The 22,903-nt window shown below is 62.2% G+C and carries 23 protein-coding genes and 2 tRNA genes; 20 read left to right on the top strand and 5 right to left on the bottom strand.

Annotated elements, in window-relative coordinates; translation table 11 throughout:
• Positions 1 to 510 precede the first annotated feature (510 nt).
• From amt to H351_RS01540, 10 genes are all read left to right on the top strand, one after another.
• On the top strand, positions 511 to 2,190 hold the full coding sequence (amt, locus tag H351_RS01585) for an ammonium transporter (RefSeq protein ID WP_230091063.1): 1,680 nt from the start codon (positions 511 to 513) through the stop codon (positions 2,188 to 2,190).
• A 51-nt stretch (positions 2,191 to 2,241) separates the two neighbouring features.
• Positions 2,242 to 2,544, top strand: coding sequence for an urease subunit gamma (locus H351_RS01580; RefSeq protein ID WP_020905830.1), 303 nt, complete (start codon positions 2,242 to 2,244; stop codon positions 2,542 to 2,544).
• A 29-nt stretch (positions 2,545 to 2,573) separates the two neighbouring features.
• Positions 2,574 to 3,011, top strand: a complete 438-nt coding sequence (locus H351_RS01575) for an urease subunit beta (protein WP_003943812.1) — start codon at positions 2,574 to 2,576, stop codon at positions 3,009 to 3,011.
• Positions 3,012 to 3,046: 35 nt separating this feature from the next.
• Complete coding sequence (locus H351_RS01570; protein ID WP_029254250.1) at positions 3,047 to 4,765, top strand: urease subunit alpha; 1,719 nt, start codon at positions 3,047 to 3,049, stop codon at positions 4,763 to 4,765.
• A 9-nt stretch (positions 4,766 to 4,774) separates the two neighbouring features.
• Entirely contained in the window at positions 4,775 to 5,422 is a 648-nt protein-coding gene (locus tag H351_RS01565; protein ID WP_007731715.1) for an urease accessory protein UreE, read from the top strand.
• Positions 5,406 to 6,119: an urease accessory protein UreF gene (locus H351_RS01560; protein ID WP_029254252.1), complete on the top strand. Its 714-nt coding sequence runs from the start codon at positions 5,406 to 5,408 to the stop codon at positions 6,117 to 6,119. The genes H351_RS01565 and H351_RS01560 overlap by 17 nt, the downstream gene beginning before the upstream one ends.
• Positions 6,120 to 6,129: 10 nt before the next feature.
• Entirely contained in the window at positions 6,130 to 6,771 is a 642-nt protein-coding gene (gene ureG, locus H351_RS01555) for an urease accessory protein UreG (RefSeq protein ID WP_007731713.1), read from the top strand.
• Complete coding sequence (locus H351_RS01550; RefSeq protein ID WP_037119126.1) at positions 6,768 to 7,715, top strand: urease accessory protein UreD; 948 nt, start codon at positions 6,768 to 6,770, stop codon at positions 7,713 to 7,715. Before ureG ends, H351_RS01550 begins: the two co-directional genes overlap by 4 nt.
• 34 nt (positions 7,716 to 7,749) lie before the next feature.
• The gene (gene yut / locus H351_RS01545; RefSeq protein WP_020905834.1) at positions 7,750 to 8,793 is read left to right on the top strand and encodes an urea transporter; all 1,044 of its coding nucleotides are present in this window, start codon (positions 7,750 to 7,752) and stop codon (positions 8,791 to 8,793) included.
• 88 nt (positions 8,794 to 8,881) lie between these two features.
• Positions 8,882 to 9,808, top strand: coding sequence for a D-isomer specific 2-hydroxyacid dehydrogenase family protein (locus H351_RS01540; protein ID WP_029254254.1), 927 nt, complete (start codon positions 8,882 to 8,884; stop codon positions 9,806 to 9,808).
• Here H351_RS01540 and H351_RS01535 read toward each other — a convergent pair.
• Positions 9,802 to 10,209, bottom strand: coding sequence for a DUF4259 domain-containing protein (locus tag H351_RS01535; RefSeq protein ID WP_020968164.1), 408 nt, complete (start codon positions 10,207 to 10,209; stop codon positions 9,802 to 9,804). The genes H351_RS01540 and H351_RS01535 overlap by 7 nt on opposite strands.
• A 25-nt stretch (positions 10,210 to 10,234) precedes the next feature.
• Positions 10,235 to 10,855, bottom strand: coding sequence for a LysE family translocator (locus tag H351_RS01530; RefSeq protein WP_007731691.1), 621 nt, complete (start codon positions 10,853 to 10,855; stop codon positions 10,235 to 10,237).
• Positions 10,856 to 11,254: 399 nt separating this feature from the next.
• Between H351_RS01530 and H351_RS01525 the strand changes: the two genes are divergently transcribed.
• Entirely contained in the window at positions 11,255 to 12,265 is a 1,011-nt protein-coding gene (locus H351_RS01525) for an alpha/beta hydrolase (RefSeq protein ID WP_019746469.1), read from the top strand.
• A 20-nt stretch (positions 12,266 to 12,285) separates the two neighbouring features.
• On the opposite strand, the gene H351_RS01520 is transcribed toward H351_RS01525, so the two are convergent.
• From H351_RS01520 to hisC, 3 genes are all read right to left on the bottom strand, one after another.
• Positions 12,286 to 13,155, bottom strand: a complete 870-nt coding sequence (locus H351_RS01520; RefSeq protein ID WP_019746470.1) for an MYG1 family protein — start codon at positions 13,153 to 13,155, stop codon at positions 12,286 to 12,288.
• Between the two features lie 37 nt (positions 13,156 to 13,192).
• A complete protein-coding gene (locus H351_RS01515) occupies positions 13,193 to 14,887 on the bottom strand; it encodes a bifunctional metallophosphatase/5'-nucleotidase (protein ID WP_029254255.1) in 1,695 nt (564 codons plus the stop codon).
• Between the two features lie 100 nt (positions 14,888 to 14,987).
• Positions 14,988 to 16,064: a histidinol-phosphate transaminase gene (hisC, locus tag H351_RS01510; protein WP_029254256.1), complete on the bottom strand. Its 1,077-nt coding sequence runs from the start codon at positions 16,062 to 16,064 to the stop codon at positions 14,988 to 14,990.
• Positions 16,065 to 16,125: 61 nt separating this feature from the next.
• On the opposite strand from hisC, the gene H351_RS01505 reads away from it, so the two are divergent.
• The 9 genes from H351_RS01505 to H351_RS01465 all read left to right on the top strand — a co-directional run bounded on the left by H351_RS01505 (position 16,126) and on the right by H351_RS01465 (position 22,870).
• Entirely contained in the window at positions 16,126 to 16,845 is a 720-nt protein-coding gene (locus tag H351_RS01505) for a dienelactone hydrolase family protein (protein WP_029254257.1), read from the top strand.
• A 96-nt stretch (positions 16,846 to 16,941) separates the two neighbouring features.
• Positions 16,942 to 17,033, top strand: a tRNA-Ser gene (locus H351_RS01500).
• A gap of 82 nt (positions 17,034 to 17,115) precedes the next feature.
• A tRNA-Arg gene (locus H351_RS01495) sits at positions 17,116 to 17,188 on the top strand.
• A 187-nt stretch (positions 17,189 to 17,375) separates the two neighbouring features.
• Complete coding sequence (locus H351_RS01490; RefSeq protein WP_029254258.1) at positions 17,376 to 18,152, top strand: helix-turn-helix domain-containing protein; 777 nt, start codon at positions 17,376 to 17,378, stop codon at positions 18,150 to 18,152.
• A 156-nt stretch (positions 18,153 to 18,308) separates the two neighbouring features.
• On the top strand, positions 18,309 to 19,343 hold the full coding sequence (locus tag H351_RS01485) for an iron-siderophore ABC transporter substrate-binding protein (RefSeq protein ID WP_029254259.1): 1,035 nt from the start codon (positions 18,309 to 18,311) through the stop codon (positions 19,341 to 19,343).
• Positions 19,340 to 20,383: a FecCD family ABC transporter permease gene (locus H351_RS01480; protein ID WP_029254260.1), complete on the top strand. Its 1,044-nt coding sequence runs from the start codon at positions 19,340 to 19,342 to the stop codon at positions 20,381 to 20,383. The genes H351_RS01485 and H351_RS01480 overlap by 4 nt, the downstream gene beginning before the upstream one ends.
• On the top strand, positions 20,380 to 21,432 hold the full coding sequence (locus tag H351_RS01475) for a FecCD family ABC transporter permease (protein WP_029254261.1): 1,053 nt from the start codon (positions 20,380 to 20,382) through the stop codon (positions 21,430 to 21,432). The genes H351_RS01480 and H351_RS01475 overlap by 4 nt, the downstream gene beginning before the upstream one ends.
• Complete coding sequence (locus H351_RS01470) at positions 21,429 to 22,244, top strand: ABC transporter ATP-binding protein (protein ID WP_029254262.1); 816 nt, start codon at positions 21,429 to 21,431, stop codon at positions 22,242 to 22,244. The genes H351_RS01475 and H351_RS01470 overlap by 4 nt, the downstream gene beginning before the upstream one ends.
• Entirely contained in the window at positions 22,241 to 22,870 is a 630-nt protein-coding gene (locus H351_RS01465; protein ID WP_020905857.1) for a pyridoxamine 5'-phosphate oxidase family protein, read from the top strand. Before H351_RS01470 ends, H351_RS01465 begins: the two co-directional genes overlap by 4 nt.
• Positions 22,871 to 22,903: the final 33 nt, after the last annotated feature.

The following is a 22,903-nucleotide window of genomic DNA, read 5'->3' as shown; positions in this document are numbered from 1 at the left end:
GGTCGAAATATCCAGTACGGATGAAGAACATATTAACGACAGGATTGCCCTCAGTGCGGTGAAGGTTAACCATCTGAACAGGTGAGAAGATGTTCGGTGAAATTACCTACCCGATTGGATAGGCGGGTCACCGACGTTGGTAATCAAATAGGGCGCTCGCGGCTGTCTTGGTTAGGGAGCTAAGTCCCGAGCTGGAAACGGCATTTCTGCTTCGAAAGTGTCGCTCACCTGCGGTTACGTTCCCCATTTTGCAAGACTTAAACCACTTTCGGCGAGAATTGGTCCCGCAATTGTAGGTTGTGGAGCGTCCGCAATGTTTAGGCAAAGTCCCATCTTTTCCCAGAACAATGCTCTACTAAACGTGAAAACCGGATGTTCCCCCGATTTTGCTGAGAAGGTGCAACTATGGGGCGTAGCGTAACTGTCGCAGCGAACCGGAACATCGCGAATTGCTGCTCTAACCAATGACTTTGTTCAGGTCCGAATAATGCTCGGAGGTCGTCGATGTCGATGGAAATGGTGTTAGCCGAAGCAGTGATAGACAGTGGGGACACGGCATGGGTGCTGATCTCCGCGGGCCTGGTTCTGTTCATGGTTCCCGGACTCGCCTTCTTCTACGCCGGTCTGGTGCGTGGTAGCAGTGCGCTCGTCATGTTGCAGCAGAACCTCGTCCCACTCGGACTCGTCTCGATTACCTGGGTCGTGTTCGGATACAGCTTCGCGTTCAGTGGAGACTGGGGTTCCGGCTTCCTCGGTGACCTCAAATTGTTCGGCTTGCAGGACATACACACTGCCGCCGCCCCGGGCTTCCACCTGATCGAAGGTGCAGTCGCGGTACCGACTCTGGCGTTCGTGGTCTATCAGATGATGTTCGCGATCATCACGCCCGCGCTGATCACCGGTGCGACCGCAAACCGGCTCAAGCCCTTGGGCTGGGCCGTTCTGCTCGTGTTGTGGTCGATCATCGTCTACCCCCCGATTGCGCACTGGCTCTTCAATCCCGAAGGCTGGTTGGCGCTCCGCGGAGCTCAGGACTGGGCCGGCGGAATTGTCGTCCACGCATCCGCCGGCGCCGCCGCTCTGGCAATCTTGCTGGTGGTCGGCAAACGTCCGGGATGGCCCAACGCCGAAGCAGTCCCGCACTCGGTGCCTCTGGCGTTGATCGGCGCAGGCATCCTGTGGTTCGGCTGGTTCGGATTCAACGCAGGCGACGGATTGGCCGCCGATGGTGTTGCGGCACAAGCCTTGATGAACACTCACATCGCCGCAGCGGGCGGCATGGTCGTCTGGCTCGTCATCGAAAGGTATACCGAGGGCAAGGCCACGGCGATCGGTGGGATCACCGGCGCGGTAGCCGGTCTCGCGACCGTCACCCCCTGCGCCGGCTTCGTCAGCACCTTCTCCGCGTTGGCGATCGGCGCGCTTGCCGGACTGGTCTGCCACTTCGCGCTCGCGCTCAAGTCGATCTTCAAGTTCGACGACGCGCTCGACGTCATCGCGGTCCACTTCATCGGCGGCATCCTCGGTTCACTCCTTCTCGGTTTGTTCGGCGAAAAAGCCATCAATTCGATCGGCCGCGACGGACTCTTCTTCGGCGGCGGGGCAGGACTACTCGGCGAGCAGGCGCTGGCGTTGATCGTCGTCATCGCTTTCTCGTTCGTGGTGACCTGGCTGATCGCCACGGGCATCGAGAAGACCATCGGTCTCAAGCTGGCTCCGAAAGACCAGGTGGACATCGACCGTCGTCAGCAAGGCATGGACGCATACCGCTACAACGCCGCGTTCGTCGACGCCGGTGGTGCGCCGCAGACCAGCGGGTTCGACTCGGGGGTCCTGGTCGAGGGGACAAAACTTGTTCCGAACCTCGCCGCCCCGAAGCACGAACTCATCACCGCGGTATTGCAGACCATCGAGTCCGAGAAGCTTCGGGAGGCGCTGCTGGCTGCCGGAGCGGAGTCGATAGTCGTATCGGAAGCGCATGTCTCCGCGAGTGACTCGGCCTCGCTCAAGTTCCGCGGGCAACGCAACGACGTCGTGTTCACCGAGCGGTTGCGTGTCGAGGTGTTGGTCGCCTCGGAACATGCCCAGGCGGTCCTGGACGCGATCAACGAGTACTCGGGCGGCAGGAGGAGCGGTTTTGTCCAGCAAGCGGCCGAACCACTCACCGAAGCGACGGAACAGGGGAGCTGACATGTATTCGACGACAGGGAGTTACCGCATGATCGACAAGGAGCGTTCGGAATGCATCTGACACCGCGAGAACTCGACAAGCTGACAATTCTCATGTTGGCGGATGTCGCACTGAGGCGAAAGGCAAAGGGGCTCAGACTCAACCATCCGGAGTCCGTCGCAGTCATCACTGCAGCCGCTCTGGAGGGAGCTCGGGAGGGCAAGACTCTCGAGGAGGTCATGGCCGACGCATCGCACGCCTTGACGGTCGACGACGTGATGGAAGGTGTCGCGGAGATGATTCCGCGTGTGCAGGTCGAGGCGGTGTTCCTCGACGGTAGCCGGCTCGTCACCGTGCACTCTCCGATCCAGTAGCCCGACCGAGATGTCAGGAGCACTCCAAGATGGCAAGCAAATCGACGAAGAAGGATTCCGGCGGCGAGAAGAAAGTGCCGGTCGGCGGATACGTGTTGCGGGACGAGCCGATCGAACTCAACGAGGGCCGTCCACGTTTGAAGTTGCGAGTCCGCAACACCGGTGACCGTCCTATCCAGGTGGGTTCGCACTATCACTTCATGGAAGTCAATCGCGCGTTGTCCTTCGATCGTGAACAGTCCTTCGGCTGGCGCCTCGACATTCCAGCGGGCACGGCGGTCAGATTCGAGCCGGGCGACGAAAAGGAAGTGACCTTGGTGCCGTTCGGCGGCAAGCAACGGGTTCAAGGCTTCAACGGACTTGTCGACGGTTGGGCGCCGACCCACGCCGCCTACCGCCCTCGGCTTCCCGGAGCCGTCCAGCGTGCCGAAGAACTCGGCTTCCTGTCCGAACCTCAAACCGACTGATTCTCGTTCACGGCGGACGAAGGAGAGCGACACCCATGACAAGCATTTCGAGACAAGAGTATTCGGGCCTTTTCGGGGTCACCACGGGTGACCAGATCAGGCTCGGCAACACCGACCTGTACATCGAGGTCGAGGAAGATCTTCGAACCATCGGCGACGAGTCGATCTACGGCGGCGGCAAGACGCTGCGCGACGGCATGGGCCAGGATCCGGAGTCGTGCAGCATCGACGGTGCGCTCGACCTCGTGATCACCAACGTGGTCATCGTCGATGCGACCATCGGGATCGTCAAAGCGGACGTGGGAATCAAGGACGGCAAGATCGTCGGCTGGGGCAAGGCGGGAAACTCCAGCACGATGGAAGGCGTCACTCCGGGGCTGACCACCGGTCCGGCGACCGACGCGATCTCCGGTGAGCAGATGATTCTCACTGCCGCCGGCATCGATCCGCACGTGCACCTCGTGTCACCACAACAGGCGTACCACGCACTCAGTGGGGGAGTGACGACGCTGATCGGTGGTGGTATCGGCCCGACCGACGGAACCAACGGCACCACCATCACTTCCGGTATCTGGAACATGGAGATGATGCTCAAGGCCAATGAGGGTTTGCCGGTCAACGTATGCATGCTGGGCAAGGGCAACTCGTCCGGGCATCAGTCGTTGGTCGAACAGATCAAGGCCGGTGCGGCCGGACTGAAGGTCCACGAGGACTGGGGCGCAACCCCGGCCACAATTCGTGAGTCTCTGCGGGTGGCAGACGAAATGGACGTTCAGGTCGCCATTCACACGGACACACTCAACGAGGCCGGATACGTCGAGGACACCATCGCGGCCTTCGAAGGCCGTACCATTCACACCTATCACAGCGAGGGCGCGGGCGGCGGTCACGCACCCGACATTCTGCGGGTGACGGGAGAGGACAACGTACTTCCGGCGTCGACCAATCCGACGTTGCCGTACGGCATCAATACTCAGGCCGAACTCTTCGACATGATCATGGTCTGTCACAACCTCAATCCCAAAGTGCCCTCCGATGTTTCGTTTGCCGAGTCCCGCGTTCGCGCCGAGACGATCGGTGCGGAGAACGTACTGCAGGACATGGGCGTCATCTCGATGTTCTCGAGTGACTCACAGGCGATGGGCCGCGTTGGAGAAAACTGGCTACGCGCGATCCAAACAGCGGACTGTATGAAGCGGTCCCGCGGAAAGCTGCCAGAGGATTCACCGACGCACGACAACTTCCGCGTGTTGCGCTACGTCGCGAAGGTCACGATCAATCCCGCGTTGACGTTCGGTCTTTCGCATGTGGTCGGGTCGATCGGTGTCGGGAAGATGGCGGATCTTGTTCTCTGGGAGCCCGCATTCTTCGGTGCGAAGCCGAAGACGATCATCAAGAACGGTCTGATCAGCTGGCACGCCATGGGAGATCCGAATGCGTCGCTCCCGACACCACAACCGGTGATCTACCGGCCGATGTTCGGTGGATTCGGCAAGGCGTTGCCGCAGAGTTCGGTCTCGTTCGTCTCGCGAGCGGCACTCGACGACGGCATCAAGGACCGGCTCGGTCTCGAACGTCAGGTTGTTGCTGTCGAGGGGACCAGAACAGTCACCAAGCGTGATCTGGTTCGCAACTCGGCCACTCCGGAAATCAAGGTGGACCCGGAGACCTTCGCGGTGACTGCGGACGGCGTCCACGCATACGTCGAACCTGCCGAATCCATTCGCTTGAACCAACTTTACTTCTTCAGTTAGGGGTCTCCTGTGTCGGGAACAATCACACACACGCACGGCGCCGATGCGACGCCACACACGCACGGCGAGATGACCGCGCCGAGCGGAAAGCCGACGCGAGTCGACGCGCTGCTCGGGAAGGAGACCGACGAGGAGTGGGCCGGTCGACTCGACAATGCGGTAGTCGACGTCTTGTCGCTCGATCAGTGGGAAGCGCAGAAGAGTCGGTTACGACGCACCACGATCGGTGGCCGTGAATTGGCCGTCTCGCTCGATCGGGGTATTCAGTTGCAGGACGGCGACATTCTGCTGTGGGACGAGCCGGCGAACACCGTGGTCGTGGCCAGGATCAACCTCAAGGACGTGTTGGAGATCGACCTGAGCGCGCTGGTCGACGTCACGCCCGAGAAGATGATTCAGACGTGCCTGGAGTTGGGACATGCCGTGGGTAACCAGCACTGGCCTGCGGTGGTGAAGGGAATGAAGGTCTACGTTCCGTTGACCGTCGACAAGGCGGTCATGGGCTCGGTGATGCGGACACATGCTTTCGAGGGCATCGAGTACACCTTCATCCCGGGCGCCGAGGTCATTCCCTACATCGCTCCACACGAGGCGCGCCGTTTGTTCGGTGCGGCCGCGCGTGAGGGCGAGGGGCATACCCATGACCCTCTCGTCTGAGGGATCCGGGCTCAGCATCAACCGCGCGATGCGGATGATGCAGTTTTCCGATTCCATGTTCCCGGTCGGTTCCTTCTCGTTCTCCAACGGTTTGGAATCGGCCGTGGCGCAGGGAATTGTCACGGGTGGTCCGTCGCTGCGGGAGTTTGTGCTCTCGGCCGCCCATCAGGGCGCGACGTGCGACGGTATCGCCGTACTCGCAGCGCACCGGGGCGCGACCGCCGGTGACTTCTCGGCGATCCTCGCCGCTGATCATGCAGTGATCGAACGCAAGCTCAACGAAGAAGCACGCACGATGAGTACCCGGATGGGTAAGAAGTTGGCCGAACTCGGCGGGCGCTTGGCCGGTGAGACCCTGTTCAACAAGTGGTTGGCCGCGATCGCATCGGGGGAGACGCCGGGTACCTACCCCGTCGGCCTCGGAATTGCTTTCGCGGAGATGGGTTCTCCGGAGGAGGACGCTTTCACGGTCAATCAGTACGGTGTCGCGATGACGTTGCTCGGCGCTGCGCTTCGCATCGTCCGAGTAGATCACCTTGCGACACAGGAGATTCTGTTCGAGGTCAATCAGAGCGCCGGCCGTGAGTACGCCGCAGTGCGTGACTACGGACTCGACGACATGTCCAATTTCGCCCCGATGATCGACATTCTGGCTGCGGTTCACGTCAAGGCGCACGTCCGAATGTTCATGAACTAGAAGGAGAACGATGAAGAAGACAACGCGCATCGGAATCGGCGGACCCGTGGGTTCGGGTAAGACCGCACTCATCGAGGCGATCACGCCGGAGTTCATCAAGCGGGGCACCAGCGTTCTGATCATCACCAACGACGTGGTCACCACCGAAGATGCCAAGCATGTGCGCAAGGCTCTCAAAGGTGTTCTCGTGGAGGAACGCATCGTCGGCGTCGAGACGGGGGCCTGTCCGCACACCGCCGTTCGCGAAGACCCGAGTATGAACCTCGCGGCCGTCGAGGACATGGAGAAGACGTTCCCGGACACCGACGTGGTCTTCATCGAAAGTGGTGGCGACAACCTCACACTGACGTTCAGCCCGGCTCTCGTCGACTTCTTCATCTACGTCATCGACGTAGCCGCAGGCGACAAGATTCCGCGTAAGAACGGTCCGGGAATCTCGCAGTCCGACATCCTGGTCATCAACAAGACCGATCTCGCACCGTACGTCAACGCCGATCTCGGAGTCATGGATCGCGACTCCAAGGGAATGCGGGGAGACAAGCCGTTTGTCTTCACCAATTGCATGACCGGGGAAGGCATCAAGGAAGTGGTGGACCTCATCGTGCACGGAGTCCTCTTCGACGAAGAGGAAGTGGGAGCGAGCGCACCGTGAGCGCACCGCCCGCCCCGGGAGCATCGCGGGCGCTCCCGGGTCCGATCCCGACCATCCCGGAACTCGACCAGTACCAGGACCAGCCGAAGCAGGCTCCGGCCGGCAAGGTCGGGAAGACCGGCGTTCTCGAGATGCGATTTGTCGACCGTGGCGACAAGACGATTCTGCGGGACATGTACCGCAAGACACCGTTGCTCGTTCAGCAGGCGCTGTACTGGGACGAAGCGTTGCCGACCATGCCGTGCGTCTACATGATCTCGACGTCCGGCAGTGTGTTGCAAGGTGATCGACTGTTCCTGACCATCGAGATGGAGCCGGGTTCTCTCGCGCACGTGACCACTCAGTCGGCCACCAAGGTTCACCGGATGGATGCCAATCACGCGTCGCAACTCCAGAAAGTGGTGCTCGCGGAGAATTCGTATCTCGAACTGATGCCGGGGGTGACGATCCCACACCGCAACGCGAGGTACTACGCGCGCACCGACATCACGGTGGATCCGACTGCAACGCTGTTGTTCTCGGAGATCGTGATGTCGGGTCGCAAGTACCACGACGGCGGAGAGATGTTCGTCTACGACCTGTACTCCACAATGATCAAGGCGGAGCGTCCGGACGGGAAGAACCTCTTCACCGAGAAGTTGGTGATCGAACCGGCACGCTTCCCTGTGCGATACGGCGGAATCATGGGCGACCACGACGTGTTCGGCAATGTCATCTTGCTGACACCGAAGGAGCATGCCGACGCGATTCTCGAAGAGGTAGTTCCGGGCCGTGACGGCAAGGTCGTTTCCGGAGCGAGTCGGCTACCGAACGACGCCGGTCTCATCTTCAAAGTCCTCGGTCCGGAGAGCGAACCCGTCAAGGCGAAGGTTCGTGATTTCTGGTCTCTGGTGCGAAAGGCAGTTCTGGACACCACCATTCCGCCCGTCCCGCTCTGGGGATGACGCGGATCGCCTGAAAGGGATCGAGGAACGCGCGATGACCACCATCACCAAACCGTGGGACGACGTCGCGGACAAGAACGTCGTGCTCAGATTCATCGACACCAATCTCAAAGGCTCCGGGCAGGTGATGTTCCAGGGCAATGCGCTGACAGGCCTGCTGTTTCTGGTCGGTATCTTCTGGGGCGCGATAGCCGCGGACACGATCACCGTCGCGATCGGTGCCGTGGTGGGTCTGGTGGTATCCACCGTCACCGGCATGATGCTGCACTCCGACGACGATTCGATGCGTATCGGCCTGTACGGATACAACGGAATTCTTGTGGGAGCTGCCTTTCCGACGTTCCTTGCCGGTGGCGTGATGCTGTGGATCTACCTCGTGGTGGGAGCTGCCGCGTCGACCATCGCGTTCCTGGCTGTCGCCAATGTCTTCAAGACCTGGGGCGTACCGGCGCTGACCTTTCCGTTCAACCTCGTCAACTGGTTTTTCCTCCTCGCGGCGTTCCAGTTCCTGCGGATCGAAACGTCGGACCTCAGCGCCGGCCAGTTTCCCCAGCACATCGGGGACGCGTCGGTTCATGCCGACATCACTTTCAACTTCCTGTGGGACACGCTGTTTCGCAACGTCTCCCAGATCTTTCTGATCAACAACACTGTCACCGGCATTATCTTCGTGATCGCGCTGCTGGTCGCGTCGCGTTGGGCGGCGTTGTTCGCGCTCATCGGTTCCGCGATAGCGATGGGTTCGGTACTGGCGCTGGGCGCCAACACCGTCGACATCGGGAATGGTCTCTACGGGCTCAGTTCGGTGCTGACGGCAATTGCTCTCGGATCGGTGTTCTACAACCCGTCGTGGCGTGTGTTCGTCTACACCGTCTTCGGAGTGTTGGTCACTGTTGTCATCCACGGCACGCTGGTGTCTGCGTTCGCTCCGATCAGCCTGCCGGCCGGAACGGGCCCGTTCGTCTTCGCGACGTGGCTGTTCCTGCTGCCGAAGAAGAAGTTCGTTCCCATCCAGCACGACACCATCGAGGGCGGAGCGGCCGAAGGCAAGGATTCGATCGCAAAGGCGAACGGCTAGACGGGCCGAATTGGCGAGGCGCCCGTACGCTGGGGCACACCGATGAGTTGATCCGATCGCCCCGCCACTCTCGAAGGAACGCACCTAAATGACAGACTCCAGCGCCCCTCGCATCCATCTCGGCCCCGTCGAGGATCCGCACATTGCCGACGGAATTCGCGGAGTCGGTGGGGTTCTCGTTCCACTCGCCGAGGCAGAGGGCGTGGTCTGGGTACATGGTCCGGACACGTTCCCGTCGTCGCTACCTGACTCGGTTCGTTGGGTGCAGTTGCCCTTCGCCGGGATCGAGCCATGGTTCGATGCCGACGTGATCGACGACAAGCGGGTCTGGACGTCCGCTGCCGGGGCTTACGCGGGCAATGTGGCCGAACATACGATGATGCTCCTCCTCGCCGGAGTGCGTTCTCTCCCCGAACAATTGGTGGCGCAGTCGTGGCGAAAAGAAGAGTTCGATCCACGGGTGGGCACCTTGCAGGGCTCGACAGTGGCGATCATCGGTTGCGGCGGAATCGGCCGTGCGCTGATCCCGTACCTCGCCGCGTCCAAGGTCAGAGTCATCGCCGTCACCCGCTCGGGAACCCCCGTCGAAGGTGCCTCCGAAACGCTCTCGGCCGATCGAACCGGTGAAATCTGGTCCCAGGCGGATCACTTCGTGATCGCAGCACCGTCGACGTCCGCGACGCGGCATCTGGTCGGCAAGGCTGAATTGGACCAGATGTCGGAGTCGAGCTGGATCGTGAACATTGCACGCGGCAACCTGGTCGACACGGACGCGCTGGTCGATGCTCTCGAAGCTGGTTCGATCGGCGGGGCGGCACTGGACGTCACCGACCCCGAGCCGCTGCCGGACGGGCACCGGTTGTGGAAGCTGCCCAACGCGATCATCACTCCGCACGTCGCCAACCCGGCTACGACGCTCACGCGTGTGCTGGCAGATCACGTGGCCGCCAACGTCGCTCGATTCGCTGCGGGTGAGGACCTTGCTGCGGTAATCGATCCGTCGGCGGGCTACTGAACCGACAGAACACGCAAATCCTCGAGACCGTCCACGACGGGAACGCGCCACGAGGCAAGCTCTTCCGGTCCCTGCTCGTCCCACAGTTCGAACAGTTCCGAATCGGTCGAGGAGATGGTGCGCTCCACCATCTCGATCAGCCAGGTGAGCCGTTCGCTGGTCAGGGCCGAGGTGAAGGAATCGAGATCGAGGTCCTGGGCGGCGGGGTCGCGTTTGCGATCGGCGCGCACGATCAACACCAATTCGAGCAAGGCGACGGCGATTTGGCCGCCGTCCACCTCGAGGTAGTCGTCCTCGAATGCCCACTCCACCGATTCGAAGGTGAAGTCACCGTGTCCGATGGACGCGATCAAATCCCCTGCACCGTCGTTATCGAACGGTCCCGATCCCCACGCGCCCACTGTCTACTCTTTTCCGATTGCCGTGTCAGCGCGCTTCGAGCGCGATCTTCGCTCCGAATCCTAGAAGAACTGTTCCGGTTATGCGCTCGAGTGCCTGTCGCACTCGGGGCTTCTCGAAGGTGCTACGCGCTCGCGAGAGAAGGACAACGTAGCCACTGAGCCACACGATGGTGATCGCTGCGTGGATGAGCACCAGCAGCGCAAGCGATGGTCCCGTCGGCCACCCGGCCGGAACCAGCTGCGGCAGCAGTCCGGTGTAGAAGACGGCGATCTTGGGGTTGAGCAGGTTGGTGGTGAAGCCCGTCTTCCACGTTCCGGCCTTCTGCGACCGTGGAGCGTCGGCATTGTGTTGCATCCGCGACGTCCGGCTCTCCCACAGTGCTCGCACGCCGAGATAGATCAGATATGCAGCACCGGCGAGCTTGACCACGGTGTACGCCTCGGCTGACGCGGCCAGGATCGCCGACAACCCGAGGACGGTCAGCAGCCCCCACACCAGAAGGCCCGAGACGATGCCGGCCGCTACCCGGAATCCGGCGGATCTTCCGGCGCCGAGAGCAGCCTGCGTCACGACAGCCATGTCGGGCCCCGGGACCAGAGTCAGTAGGGCGAGCACAGCTGTGGCGGCGAGGAGAGCGGTCAGCATGCACCAAGTATGAAGCCGGGGTGGGGAGCGTTCCCGGTTGGTGGTGTCGTCCCTGTGAACAAAGAGTGGCGCAGTGAAGTGAACTGCGTGGACACGCCCGGAAACCGCTGTCTTGCCCAGCCTGTTCGTCAAAGTTATGCACACTGTGGGGAAACGAAAAGATGCAGGTAGAAGGAATGACTTCGGTGTAATTCATTCTTTAGTCCACAGGTTATGCACAACTGGGAAGTGGATGTGAATGAAGTTATCCACACCTGTGTGTGCATCGGTGGAAAACTGTCCAACTCCATTGGATACCCGCGAGTAATAAATCCCAACCAGTGGGTTGACCTCGGGACGTTCGTCCTGTCCAATCGAGGGTTAGCGATAGTCGTGCGATGCTCAGGGGGCGCTTGACGGATGCGGAGATTTGGGTTTGTCGGGATTGTGTTGGTCGTGCTCGCGCTTGTTGTGGGCGGAGTGGCGTATGCCGAACCGGCGCCCGAAAATCCACCAGGAGATCTGACAGGTCAGACCGGGGCTCACATCAATCGCATCGAGCAATTGTCGCCCACTCGTAGCGCCGTGTTCGTCGATTCGCCGGCTATGCGGCGCGAGGTGCAAGTGCAGGTTCTGCATCCAGCGTCGAGTGCCGGTTCGCGTCCGTCCTTCTACCTACTCGACGGCGTCAGTGCCGGTTCGGAATCCGGATACTCCGAAAGCACCTGGACTCAAAAGACCGACATCGAAGCGTTTTTCGCCGACAAGAACGTCAACGTCGTTCTCCCTGTTGGCGGTACCGGCAGTTTCTACACCAACTGGAAGAACGACGATCCGAACCTCGGTGTGAACAAGTGGGAATCGTTTCTCGCTGAAGAGCTTCCGGCGTTGATCGATTCTGCGTTTTCCGGAAATGGGACGAATGTGGTCGGCGGGGTGTCCATGGGTGCGCTCGGCGCGGCCAACCTCATCACACATCACCCGAAGCTCTACACCGGATTAGCCTCGTACAGTGGCTGTCTCGACAACTCCGAGTCGTCTTCGCAGGATTCCGTGCGGCTCACCGTGGCCAGCAAGGCGGGCGACGCCACCAACATGTGGGGCCCGGCGTCGGACCCCGACTGGCAAAAGCACGACCCGTCCACCAACGCTGAAACGCTGCGAGGGAAGACGATCTACGTTTCCTCGGGCACGGGCGCACCCGGAGAATACGACAACATTTTCACCCCGGGCGGCCTGCAGACGGCCATCGAAGGCGGGCCGCTCGAGGCACTGGCAAACACGTGCACGCAACTGTTCGAGGCGAGGTTAGGGGAGTTGTCGATTCCCGCAGTGTTCGCGTATCGGAACGTCGGCACCCATTCATGGCCGTACTGGCAAGACGCGCTTCACGATTCCTGGCCGACAGTGAAGACCGCCCTGGGAATGTGAACTGGGCTGTGAGCTGAGAACTACTCGGCCAGTGCCAGTTCGAGCAACTGGAGGGCGCCGTCACGGGTCTGCGCAGCCGCGATGAACCCCGCCTTGTGGCAGAAGACCGAACTGTCGACGCCCGTCTCGGCGGCAAGGTCCGAGCCGTTCAGGCCGCGCCACGGCTCCGGCAACAGCTTTCGTGAACCGAACTTGGAGTCAGCGGGCTTGACCGTCTGAATCGACCAGCCGCCGTTGGTGTTCGGGAAGATGGTGAACAGAAGTTCTGGCTGGGCCGACGCGGCGCGGCCGTGGGGAACGAAGCGTTCCAGCACGACGAAGCGCGGATCCGTTGCTTTCTCGTAGGTCTCGGTGAACTCGCGCTCGGCTGCAGCGTCGCCGGCGTACTTGGCGCGCAGGCGAATCAAGACCTGAGTTGCGAGAACCACGGCCAGCTCGAACTGGGTGTCGAACTCTTCGTCGGTGGACGAGATCGGATTGAACAGGTCCAGCACCGACGACAGATCAAAAGGCTTGGTGCCGTAGTCGTTGAGGGTGTAGATCTCCTGGCCGTTGTCGACGGCGTCGATGCCCTCGACCAGACGACTGTCGATTCGGCGGAAAACGGAGGCGTCGCCTTCGCAGAACTGCAGGCCGTATTCCTGCCAGAGCAGACCGAAAGCGGAGTACAGGATGCCGTTGCTGCGCTCGCCGGCATCGCGCTGGTGATGGTCGAAGCGACCCTCGGCCGGGTTGTAGCGACCGCCGACGTCGAGCACGATGTCCGCACTGTCGAGGACGGACTCGTCACGGCTGCGAACGACGGTGGCGTCGGGGTACAGCTGCTTGAGCAGCGATACGCCGAAGACGTCGTCTGCATGGAACTTGCCGTTATGGGTCGCGATGATCACCCGTCGAGACTAGGCAATCGAGCGGGGGGATGCCTATTCAGCCGACGGTGCGGATGCGATCGGTGGCAGGCGGCGAGACCGGGGACCCGGCTGCGAACAGGGCAGTCAAGGCGTCGAGGTCGTTGCCCGCGCCGGTCATCTGGGTGGAGTTCTTCAGTGCGGTGAAACCGTCCCCGCCCTCGGCGAGGAACTTGTTCACCACGACGCTGTAGACGCCGTCGGGGGCGATGTCCTGCCCGTTCAAGCGCATTTCCGAGATTCGCGAGCCCGGCGCTGCTCGCCGGTCCATGGCGTAGGTGAAGCCCGCGGACGGGGAGAGGATGCGCTCGGTAGCGGTGCCGTCGAGGTCGATCTGGAATTGCTGTTCGAGAGCGTCCTTCAACACCGCTCCTGTGACGGAGAGCACTTCGAGGCTGTTGCCGAACGGTTGAACACCGTAGGCCTGGCGGTAGGTGACCTGGCCGGAAGTGCCGAAGTCCAAGTCCTCGCGCATACCGCCCGGGTTCGTCAACGCGAGTTGAGCGCCTCGTGTCGATCCGGCCGCGAGTTGAGCGTCGGCGACCAGGTTGCCGAGTGTCGATTCACCGCTGGGGACGCGATCCCGTGTCAGATCGGCGGTGATGGTCCCCACCGGTCGCTGAGCGCTTTCCGACGCCTCCGACCAGGCCCGGTCGGCGAGAGCCTGAATATCGGGATCCGGCGAAATATCGTGCGTCACTATCTGATTGAAAGCGGATGTCTGATCGCGAACGACCTCGCGGGTGTTGCGGTCGATGGTGACGTCGGCGACGGACACGATCCGGCCGTGCGAAGCGCCCTGCATGACGACTCTGGGATTGCCTGCAGGATCAGGGAATTCGCAGTTGTACTGCTGGTGGCTGTCGGCGGTGAAGATGACGTCCACCTTCGGTGAGGCACGAAGAGCGATGTCGCGGGCCGGGCCGGACTCGACGTTGCAGTCGTTGGGCCCACCTTCGACGGCCGGTTCGTCCCCACGGTGCAGGAGAACGGTGATGGCTTTGACGCCGAAGAAGTCGAGGACATCGGCGGTGCGGTTGATCGCTTCGACCTCGTCGCCGAACTGCAGATCGGCGATCCCGCCCGGTGTGACGATCTGCGACGTGTTGGCGGGGGAAATCGCGATGACTCCGAGCGGAATGCCGTCGACCATGTTCACGGTGAAGGGCAGCGTGGCCGGAGTGCCGTTGGTGTACGTCATGTTTGCGGCCATCAGAGGGAAGTTGGCGCCGCCGAAGGACGGACTGAACGTGCACGCGTCGACGGCGGAGCAACCGCCGGACTGCATACGACGGAACTCGGCGAGCCCCTTGTCCAGTTCGTGGTTGCCGATCGCGGAAGCGTCGATCTTCATCCGATTCAGCAGTTCGACCGTCGGTTCGTCGTTGAACATCGCCGATTCCAATGCCGACGATCCCCAGTTGTCACCGACCGAATACAGCAGCGAGTTGGTGGCTTGGCTGCGAAGTTGCGTCACGTATGCCGCGAGATACGCCGCGCCACCTGCGGGGGTGAGCGAGCCGTCGGCCTGCCTGATCTCGCTGCGAACACCTTCCGGCGGGCGGAGGCTGCCGTGCAGATCGTTGAACGCCAGCAGACGTACCGACACCGTGTCCTGGGACTCGGCGGTGGCGACGGCACTCAGGGAGGTCGCGGTGGTGGCGAGAAGGGTCGTTGCGAGCACGGCACACGTTCGTGTCATGCGTCGCGTCATGCGTCGTGCTCCCTCACTCGGACCGGCCTCGAACCTCCCTGAGTGTGCCCGTCCGCCGAAACGAATTCCAGTCCTCGGCGTAACAGTTATGTATCGAGTGTCACGCGGTGACGCCGATGCCCGCAGCCTGCTTCGCGACGTCGGTGTTCGCGAAAGCGAGGAACGCGTCGTTCTCGTGTGGATCGCCGATGGTCATCCGGACGCCCTCGACGCCGTACTGACGGATCAGAATGCCCGCCTCGGTACTCGCCTCGGCGAAACCGGGGGAGAGCTCTCCGAGGGGGAGATAGACGAAGTTCGCCGACGACTCGGGGACGGTGTACCCGGCTTCGATCAGTGCACTGCGCACGCGCGTCCGCTCGGCGATGACGCCTTCGGTGCGGGCAAGCAGTTCGTCTGCTGCAGCCAGGGAAGCGATTGCGGCGGCCTGCGCGACAGCGCTCACGGTGAACGGGGTGTGCACCTTGCCGAGGGCCACGATGATCTCCGGATCCGCGACCGCGTAACCCACGCGGATTCCCGCGAGGCCGTACGCCTTCGAGAAGGTGCGCAGAACAACCACGTTGGGGCGGCTGCGGAACAGTTCGATGCCGTCGGCGTCCGAGCGTGAGTATTCGAAGTACGCCTCGTCGAGTGCGACGACGACGTGCGTCGGGACCGCGTCGAGGAAGCTCTCGAGCTCTGCCTTCGACAGCGCGTTGCCGGTCGGGTTGTTGGGGTTGCACACGAAGATCAACCGCGTGCGATCCGTGATCGCGGCCAGCATCGCGTCGAGGTCGTGGCCGAAGTCCTCGGTCAGCGGAACCTTGACCGAGACGGCATGGCCGACCTGGGTGACCACGGGGTATGCCTCGAACGACCGCCACGCGTAGATGACCTCGTCACCCTGATCGCAGGTGATCTGCACGAGTTCTTGGCACAGCGTCACGGAGCCACAACCAGCGGCGACGTTGGCCGGCTCGACTTTCAGGAAGCTGGCCAGCGCCTCGATGAGTGCGACCGCGGCATTGTCCGGGTAGCGGTTGGCATTGGCGACCGCGTCGGCGACGGCGTCACGCACACCGGGCAACGGCCCTACGGTCGTTTCGTTGCTCGCCAGCTTGATCGCACCCGGAAAATTGCGTCCGGGAACGTAGGCGGGGATGGAGGCGAGGTCAGGGCGAATGTGTGCGGTCACGAGTCGATTATGCGCGCACCGATTTGGTGCGTAGCGGCCGTCTGCGTGTCAGAGTTAGAAGATGTCGGAAATCTTCCGGGCCACCGCGTATCTGCGCGCAGCCGAAGGGGAGGTCGCCACGGCTGTTCCGCTGACGGTGGTGGAGCCGGACGGCCCGACGCGGGGCGGGATCGTCGTCCTGCATGAAGCCCGCCAGTTCAGCCCGGCTCTGCTGAATCTGATGTGCGCACTCGCCGGCGAAGGGTGGGTGAGCGTCGCACCGCACCTGTTCCACCGCGAACCCGAACACATGCAGGGCGAGGTGTTCGGTGACAACCTCTTCGCCGACTTCGACGCGACCCTCGATTGGCTCGTCGGACGCGAAGTTCTCGCGGACACCGTCGGGGTGCTCGGATTCGACGACGCCGGGACCGCCGCGATGCTCGTGGCCACCAGCCGTCCCGTGGGTGCCGCGGTGAGCGTCGCCGCCCGGGGAATCGTCGAAGCCTTGTCGGTGGATGCTCAGGCGCTCGTCGATGCGGCCACTTCCCTGCAGGCGCCGTGGTTGGCGCTGTACGGCGAGGACGATCCCAGCACGCCGCGTGAGCACGTGACTCTGCTCCGGGAAGCGACCGCGAAGGCCGACGTCGCGACACTGGTGGTCAGCTACGCCGGACTGGCCCACCGGGCCGACGAGCCGCCACAGCTGTCCGAGGACGCCGACCTCGACGACCCTGGCTCGGCTTCGATCGTCGAAGCTCAGACCCGGATCTTCGACTGGTTCGACAGCCACCTGCGGTAAGTCGACAAAACAAGGCGCTGACCACGCGTTTTGCCTTTGGTGGCGAAGGGTGTGTAATCTTTCGATCCGGCGGTCCGAAAGGATCGGAACCCCCAGGGAGGCGTGCCAGAGCGGCCGAATGGGACTCACTGCTAATGAGTTGTCCCTTTTACGAGGGACCGGAGGTTCAAATCCTCTCGCCTCCGCCAAGCCGGTGATTTTGACCGGCGGGTTAGAAATGATAGAAAGTACGACGGTAAGACACGCAAGATCAGCAAGACAACAGAACATGCGCCCGTAGCTCAACGGATAGAGCACTTGACTACGGATCAAGAGGTTAGGGGTTCGAATCCCTTCGGGCGCACAAGAAAGAAGGTCACAGACTCCGGTCTGTGACCTTCTTTTTGTTGTGGTGCATTCGCGATTTTTGAATGTGTGTGACGTCACCTCGGCGAATTTCGGTCGGTGACCCTCGCGATCGTAGGAACCAACAACCGATCCCCGCGACCTATGCTTTCTCCGGAGCAGCCGCGCGAACCGAGGAGAACCCGTTGGAGACCGTCGACAGTCGGACGCTCCCGGTCTACTCGGCCGGGGCGGTCGAGGTGCCCTTTGTCATCGCGGGCATGGACGAGCTTGTCTCCCGCGAGACCCGGTGGGAGGCGCACTCGCACCCGACCCACGAATTGTTGTGGAACGAGCGAGGAGCGTCGAGCGCCACGGTGGGATCGCGCACGTGGACGATCACCCCGACCGTCGGTCTGTGGATGCCCGCCGGCGTCCTGCACTCGGCGATCGCGCCCGCCGGAACCTGGTATCGGGCCGCTCAGCTCGACATCGCATCGGTTCCGTCTCTGTCCGACGTGCCGGTGGCGATCGAGGTGACTCCGCTGCTGCGGAACCTCCTCGAGCGACTGGCAGACGATTCACTCGGAACCTCTTCGCGCTCGCTCACAGAGCAGATGGTGATCGACGTACTGGCGCCGTCACCCAACGAGTTGCTGGTTCTGGTGCCGGACTCGGCGCTTCTGCAACCCATCGTCGACGCGATCGGTGACGATCCGAGTGACATGCGAACGCTGTCCGACTGGGCAAGGCTCCTCGGCGTCAGCCCGCGAACCATCACCCGGGTATTTCGGTCGGAGACCGGGATGAGTTTCGGGCAGTGGGTGTCAGCGGTGCGCGCCCAACGGGCGGTGACGCTTCTTGCACACGGCTTGGATCTGCAAGAGGTTGCCGAGCGCGTGGGCTACCACTCGACCAGTGCGTTCGGTGCGGCATTCCGGCGCACCACCGGGGCCACACCAGGGATGTTCCTGGCTAGCTGATCGGCCATCACACCTTGTCTCGATCGCTACACCGGGTGTCCCAAACACGCGATTGCGCCACATTGCCCTCCCGTATACGGTTTAGGCAAACCTCACCTAAGTGCCTGATTGAGCCGGGTTGAGGGCCGTACCCCTTCTCGAGAGAGTTCTGTTTTCATGCGTTCAAAACGCTTCTTGGCGGTGGCCGCAGCAGCGGTCGCAGTCGCCCTCGGCATGACAGCTTGCAGTTCCGGCTCCTCGGAGACCGCCGACGGCGGCAGCGCCGGAAGCGGATCCAGCTCCTTCCCCGTCACGATCGAGCACGCTTTCGGAACTACGACGATCGACGCCAAGCCGGAGCGAGTTGCCACCGTTGCCTGGGCCAATCACGAAGTGCCCCTTGCTCTCGGCGTGGTTCCCGTCGGAATGGCAGCGGCGACGTTCGGCGACGACAACGGCAACGGAATGCTGCCGTGGGTCGAGGAAAAGCTCGACGACCTCGGCGCGAAGCCGCCGGTGCTCTTCGACGAGACCGACGGCATCGACTTCGAAGCCGTCTCCGATACGAACCCTGACGTCATTCTTGCCGCGTACTCCGGATTGACGCAGGAGGACTACGACACTCTCAGTGAGATCGCTCCGGTTGTGGCGTATCCCGAGGGGCCGTGGGCGACGTCGTGGCGTGACGTCATCAAGTTCAACAGCATGGGCCTCGGCATGGAATCCGAAGGGCAGGAACTGATCTCCACCATCGAGAAGGAGATCGCCGACGAGGTTGCCTCACATCCGCAGCTTGCCGGCAAGGCAACAATGTTCCTGACGCACGTCGACACTGCCGACCTGAGCCAGGTCAGCTTCTACACCGCGAACGACACACGCGCCGCGTTCTTCGAGGACCTCGGACTTTCGACGCCGAAGAGCGTTGCCGACGCCTCGACGGGTGGTGAGTTCTCGAAGAAGGTCAGTGCCGAGCGTGTGGACGTCTTCGACGACGTCGAACTGATCGTCACGTACGGTGACCAGGCACTTGTCGACGCACTCAAGGCTGACCCGCTGCTCTCGCAGATGCCTGCCGTCGCCAACAATTCGATCGTCTTCCTCAACGGAACCGGGCCGATGGGAACGGCGGCCAACCCGACTCCGCTCGCCATTTCGTGGGTACTCGGCGACTATGTCGATCTGCTCGCCGGGGCTGCTGGAAAGTCGGAGTGACTGTAACCTCGCAGGATTCGACGTCGGGCGCCAGCGATACGCGGCGCCCGACGTTCGGCAATTCGCTGTGGCTGATCGCCCTTCTCGTGGTCCTCGCCGTGCTCATGTGCGCCTCGATCGTCATCGGCTCTCGTGAGGTCGATTGGTCCGACATCGTTGCCGCACTTGGCGGTTCCACTGACAACATCGGTCAGGGTGCGATTGCCAAGCGCATTCCGCGGACGGTGCTCGCGATCATCGTGGGTGCTGCGCTCGGTCTTGCCGGCGCGGTGATGCAGGGGATTACCCGAAACCCTTTGGCGGATCCCGGAATCCTGGGCGTCAACATGGGCGCTTCGCTCGCCGTGGTGATCGGAATGGCGTGGTTCGGATTGTGGACCCAGACCAGCATGATCTGGGTGGCCGTACTCGGTGCAGCCGGGGCGGCATTGTTCGTCTACGTAGTCGGGTCACTCGGGCGAGGTGGAGCCACGCCACTCAAGTTGGCTCTTGCCGGGGCCGCAACATCGGCTGCGTTTGCTTCGTTCATCACTGCGATCATGCTGCCGCGAAACGATATTGCGGGCAACATTCGTTCGTGGCAGATCGGCGGCGTCGGTGGCGCGAGTTTCGAGGTGATCCGGCAGGGTCTGCCTTTCCTCATTGTCGGCTTCGTGATCTGTCTGCTGTCAGCGCGCAGTCTCAACTCTCTTGCGCTCGGCGACGAGGTTGCGTCAGGTCTCGGCGAACGCGTCGCGGTGGTTCGTGCAGTGGCAGCGCTCGGTGCAGTGTTGCTCTGCGGTGCGGCCACTGCCATTGCCGGACCGATCGGCTTCGTCGGTTTGGTTGTCCCGCATCTGTGCCGGTTGCTGATCGGGATCGACAACCGTTGGCTACTACCGTTTTCTGCGCTGACAGGTGCCGGCCTTCTCGTCGCCGCCGACATTCTCGGACGAATTGTCGCCCGGCCGAGCGAAATCGACGTCGGCATCATCACCGCGCTCGTCGGAGCGCCCTTCTTCATTTACATAGTCCGCCGTCAGAAAATACGTGAGCTGTGACCACTACATTCGTTACTCCCGAAGTCGAGGTCGACGCAGTCGGAGCAAGCCGTATCCGACGAGGTAGACGCCGCCGCATCGTGATTGCCGTGCTGACGGTCCTCGTCGTCGCCTCCTTCGCGGTCACTCTGATGGTGGGAAAAACCTTCTACCCGCCGTCAGATGTGCTTCGCGTCGTGCTGGGGGAGAACGTACCTGGTGCCTCGTTCACCGTCGGCCGCCTCCGGCTGCCTCGCGCTGTCCTCGCTGTGGTCGCCGGAATCTGTTTCGGCTTGGGTGGCATCACGTTCCAGACGATGCTGCGCAACCCGCTCGCGAGCCCCGACATCATCGGGATCAGCTCGGGCGCAAGCGCTGCAGCGGCTTTCGCGATCATCTCGCTTTCGCTCGGCGGCTCGCAGGTCTCGATCTTCGCCATCGCTGTCGGTCTGGGCGTCGCAGTCTTGATCTACGTTCTGTCCTTCCGAGACGGTGTAGCGGGCACTCGGCTGATCCTGATCGGTATCGGCATCGCCGCGATGCTCGACAGCGTCACCGCCTACCTGCTCAGTACCGCCGCCGCGTGGGATCTGCAGGAGACGATGCGTTGGCTCACCGGCAGTCTCAACGGTGCCAACTGGGGTTCGACGGTTCCCGTGGTCCTGGCGCTGGTTGTCCTCGGACCGGTGCTGCTGAGCCAATCGCGCAACCTTTCGACCATCCCGCTCGGTGACGACGCAGCACAAGCGCTCGGCGTCAGAGTGGAACGAACGCGCATTCTGTCAATCATTGCGGCCGTCGGACTCATCGCCTTTGCCACTGCCGCTGCGGGGCCCATCGCCTTCGTCGCATTTCTGTCAGGGCCCATCGCCGCCCGCATCGTCGGTCCGGGAACATCACTTTTGATTCCGTCTGCGCTGGTCGGAGCGCTGCTGGTGCTAGTTGCCGATTTCTGCGGACAGTACGCCTTCGGCACCCGCTACCCCGTTGGCGTGGTGACCGGCGCGCTGGGAGCGCCGTATCTCGTCTACCTCATCATTCGCTCCAACCGAACGGGAGGTTCGCTGTGACCGAATCCCATACTCTGACTGTCGAAAACCTCGAACTCGGTTACGGAGGACGGACCGTCGTCGAATCGCTAGACCTCGCGGTGCCGCCGGGAAAGATCACGACCATCGTGGGCGCCAACGCGTGCGGCAAATCGACGCTGCTGCGGTCGATGTCGCGGCTACTCAGTCCCCGAAGCGGTCATGTTCTGTTGGACGGCAAGGATGTTCATCGCCTACCCGCGAAGAAGCTCGCTCGCACGCTCGGTCTGCTGCCGCAGTCACCGATCGCACCGGAAGGGATAGTTGTCGCCGATCTCGTCGGCCGAGGCCGACATCCACATCAGCGGGTGCTGTCGAGGTGGAGTCGCGAGGATGACGCAGCCGTCGCTGAGGCGCTTGCGGCAACGGACACAACCGAATTGGCCGAACGATCGGTGGACGAACTTTCCGGTGGTCAGCGCCAACGTGTGTGGATTGCGATGGCGCTCGCCCAACAAACCGATCTGCTTCTTCTCGACGAGCCGACTACCTTCTTGGACGTGAGCCACCAGGTTGAGGTCTTGGACCTGCTCACCGACCTGAATCGGACTCGGGGTACAACGATTGTCATGGTTCTGCACGATCTCAATCTCGCCGCCCGCTACGCCGACTACCTCGTCGCCATGGCAGATCGCCGGGTCTACGCGGAGGGTGATCCTGCCGAGGTGCTCACGAGCGACAACGTCCGCACCGTTTTCGGTCTCGAGAGCCGAATCATCCCCGACCCCATCTCGGGTAAGCCGTTGGTGTTGCCGCTCGGGCGCCACCACGTTCTCGACGACGTGTTGACGTGACGGCGTCGAACGCCCCGGGCGGGCGGATCGAATCCGTGGAACAACTCAATGCGATTCTCGGACAGCCCCATCCGACGATCATGGAGAAGCAGACCGCCTACACGACTCCGTTGATCCGTGAATTCGTCGAGCAGGCACGGTTTTTTGTGCTCGCGACATCCGATGCGGCCGGAAATTGCGATTGCTCGCCGCGCGGAGACTTGGTCAGTCAGGTTCTGTTTCCCGACGAGAAGACGCTCGTGCTCCCGGATCGTCCGGGCAACCGGCGCGCTGACTCGTACCGGAACATGATCGAAAATCCTCACGTGGGGATCCTCTTTCTCGCGCCTGGTCACGACGAGATCGTGCGCGTCAACGGCACGGCGACTCTGTCCACCGATCCTGATCTGCTGGACTCGATGGCGATGAACGGCAAGCCGGCGCAGCTTGCTGTGATCGTGAAGATCGACGAGGCGTATCTGCATTGCGCGAGAGCGATTCTGCGGGCGAAGCTGTGGGATCCGTCGACGTGGCCCGCATCCGATGACGTACCGAGTCTGCGCGACATGATGGCCGAGCAGCACAGCCTGCTGGTCGAGGATCTGGAGCCGGCTCGGCAGGAGGCGTACCGCAAGTACCTGTACTGAGCGCAGATCCGTCACCTATGTCCGATAATGATC

The sequence above is a fragment of the Rhodococcus erythropolis R138 genome (genome assembly GCF_000696675.2).
GTDB classification, from domain to species: domain Bacteria; phylum Actinomycetota; class Actinomycetes; order Mycobacteriales; family Mycobacteriaceae; genus Rhodococcus_F; species Rhodococcus_F erythropolis.
This window is presented reverse-complemented; position numbering and strand designations above follow the sequence as displayed.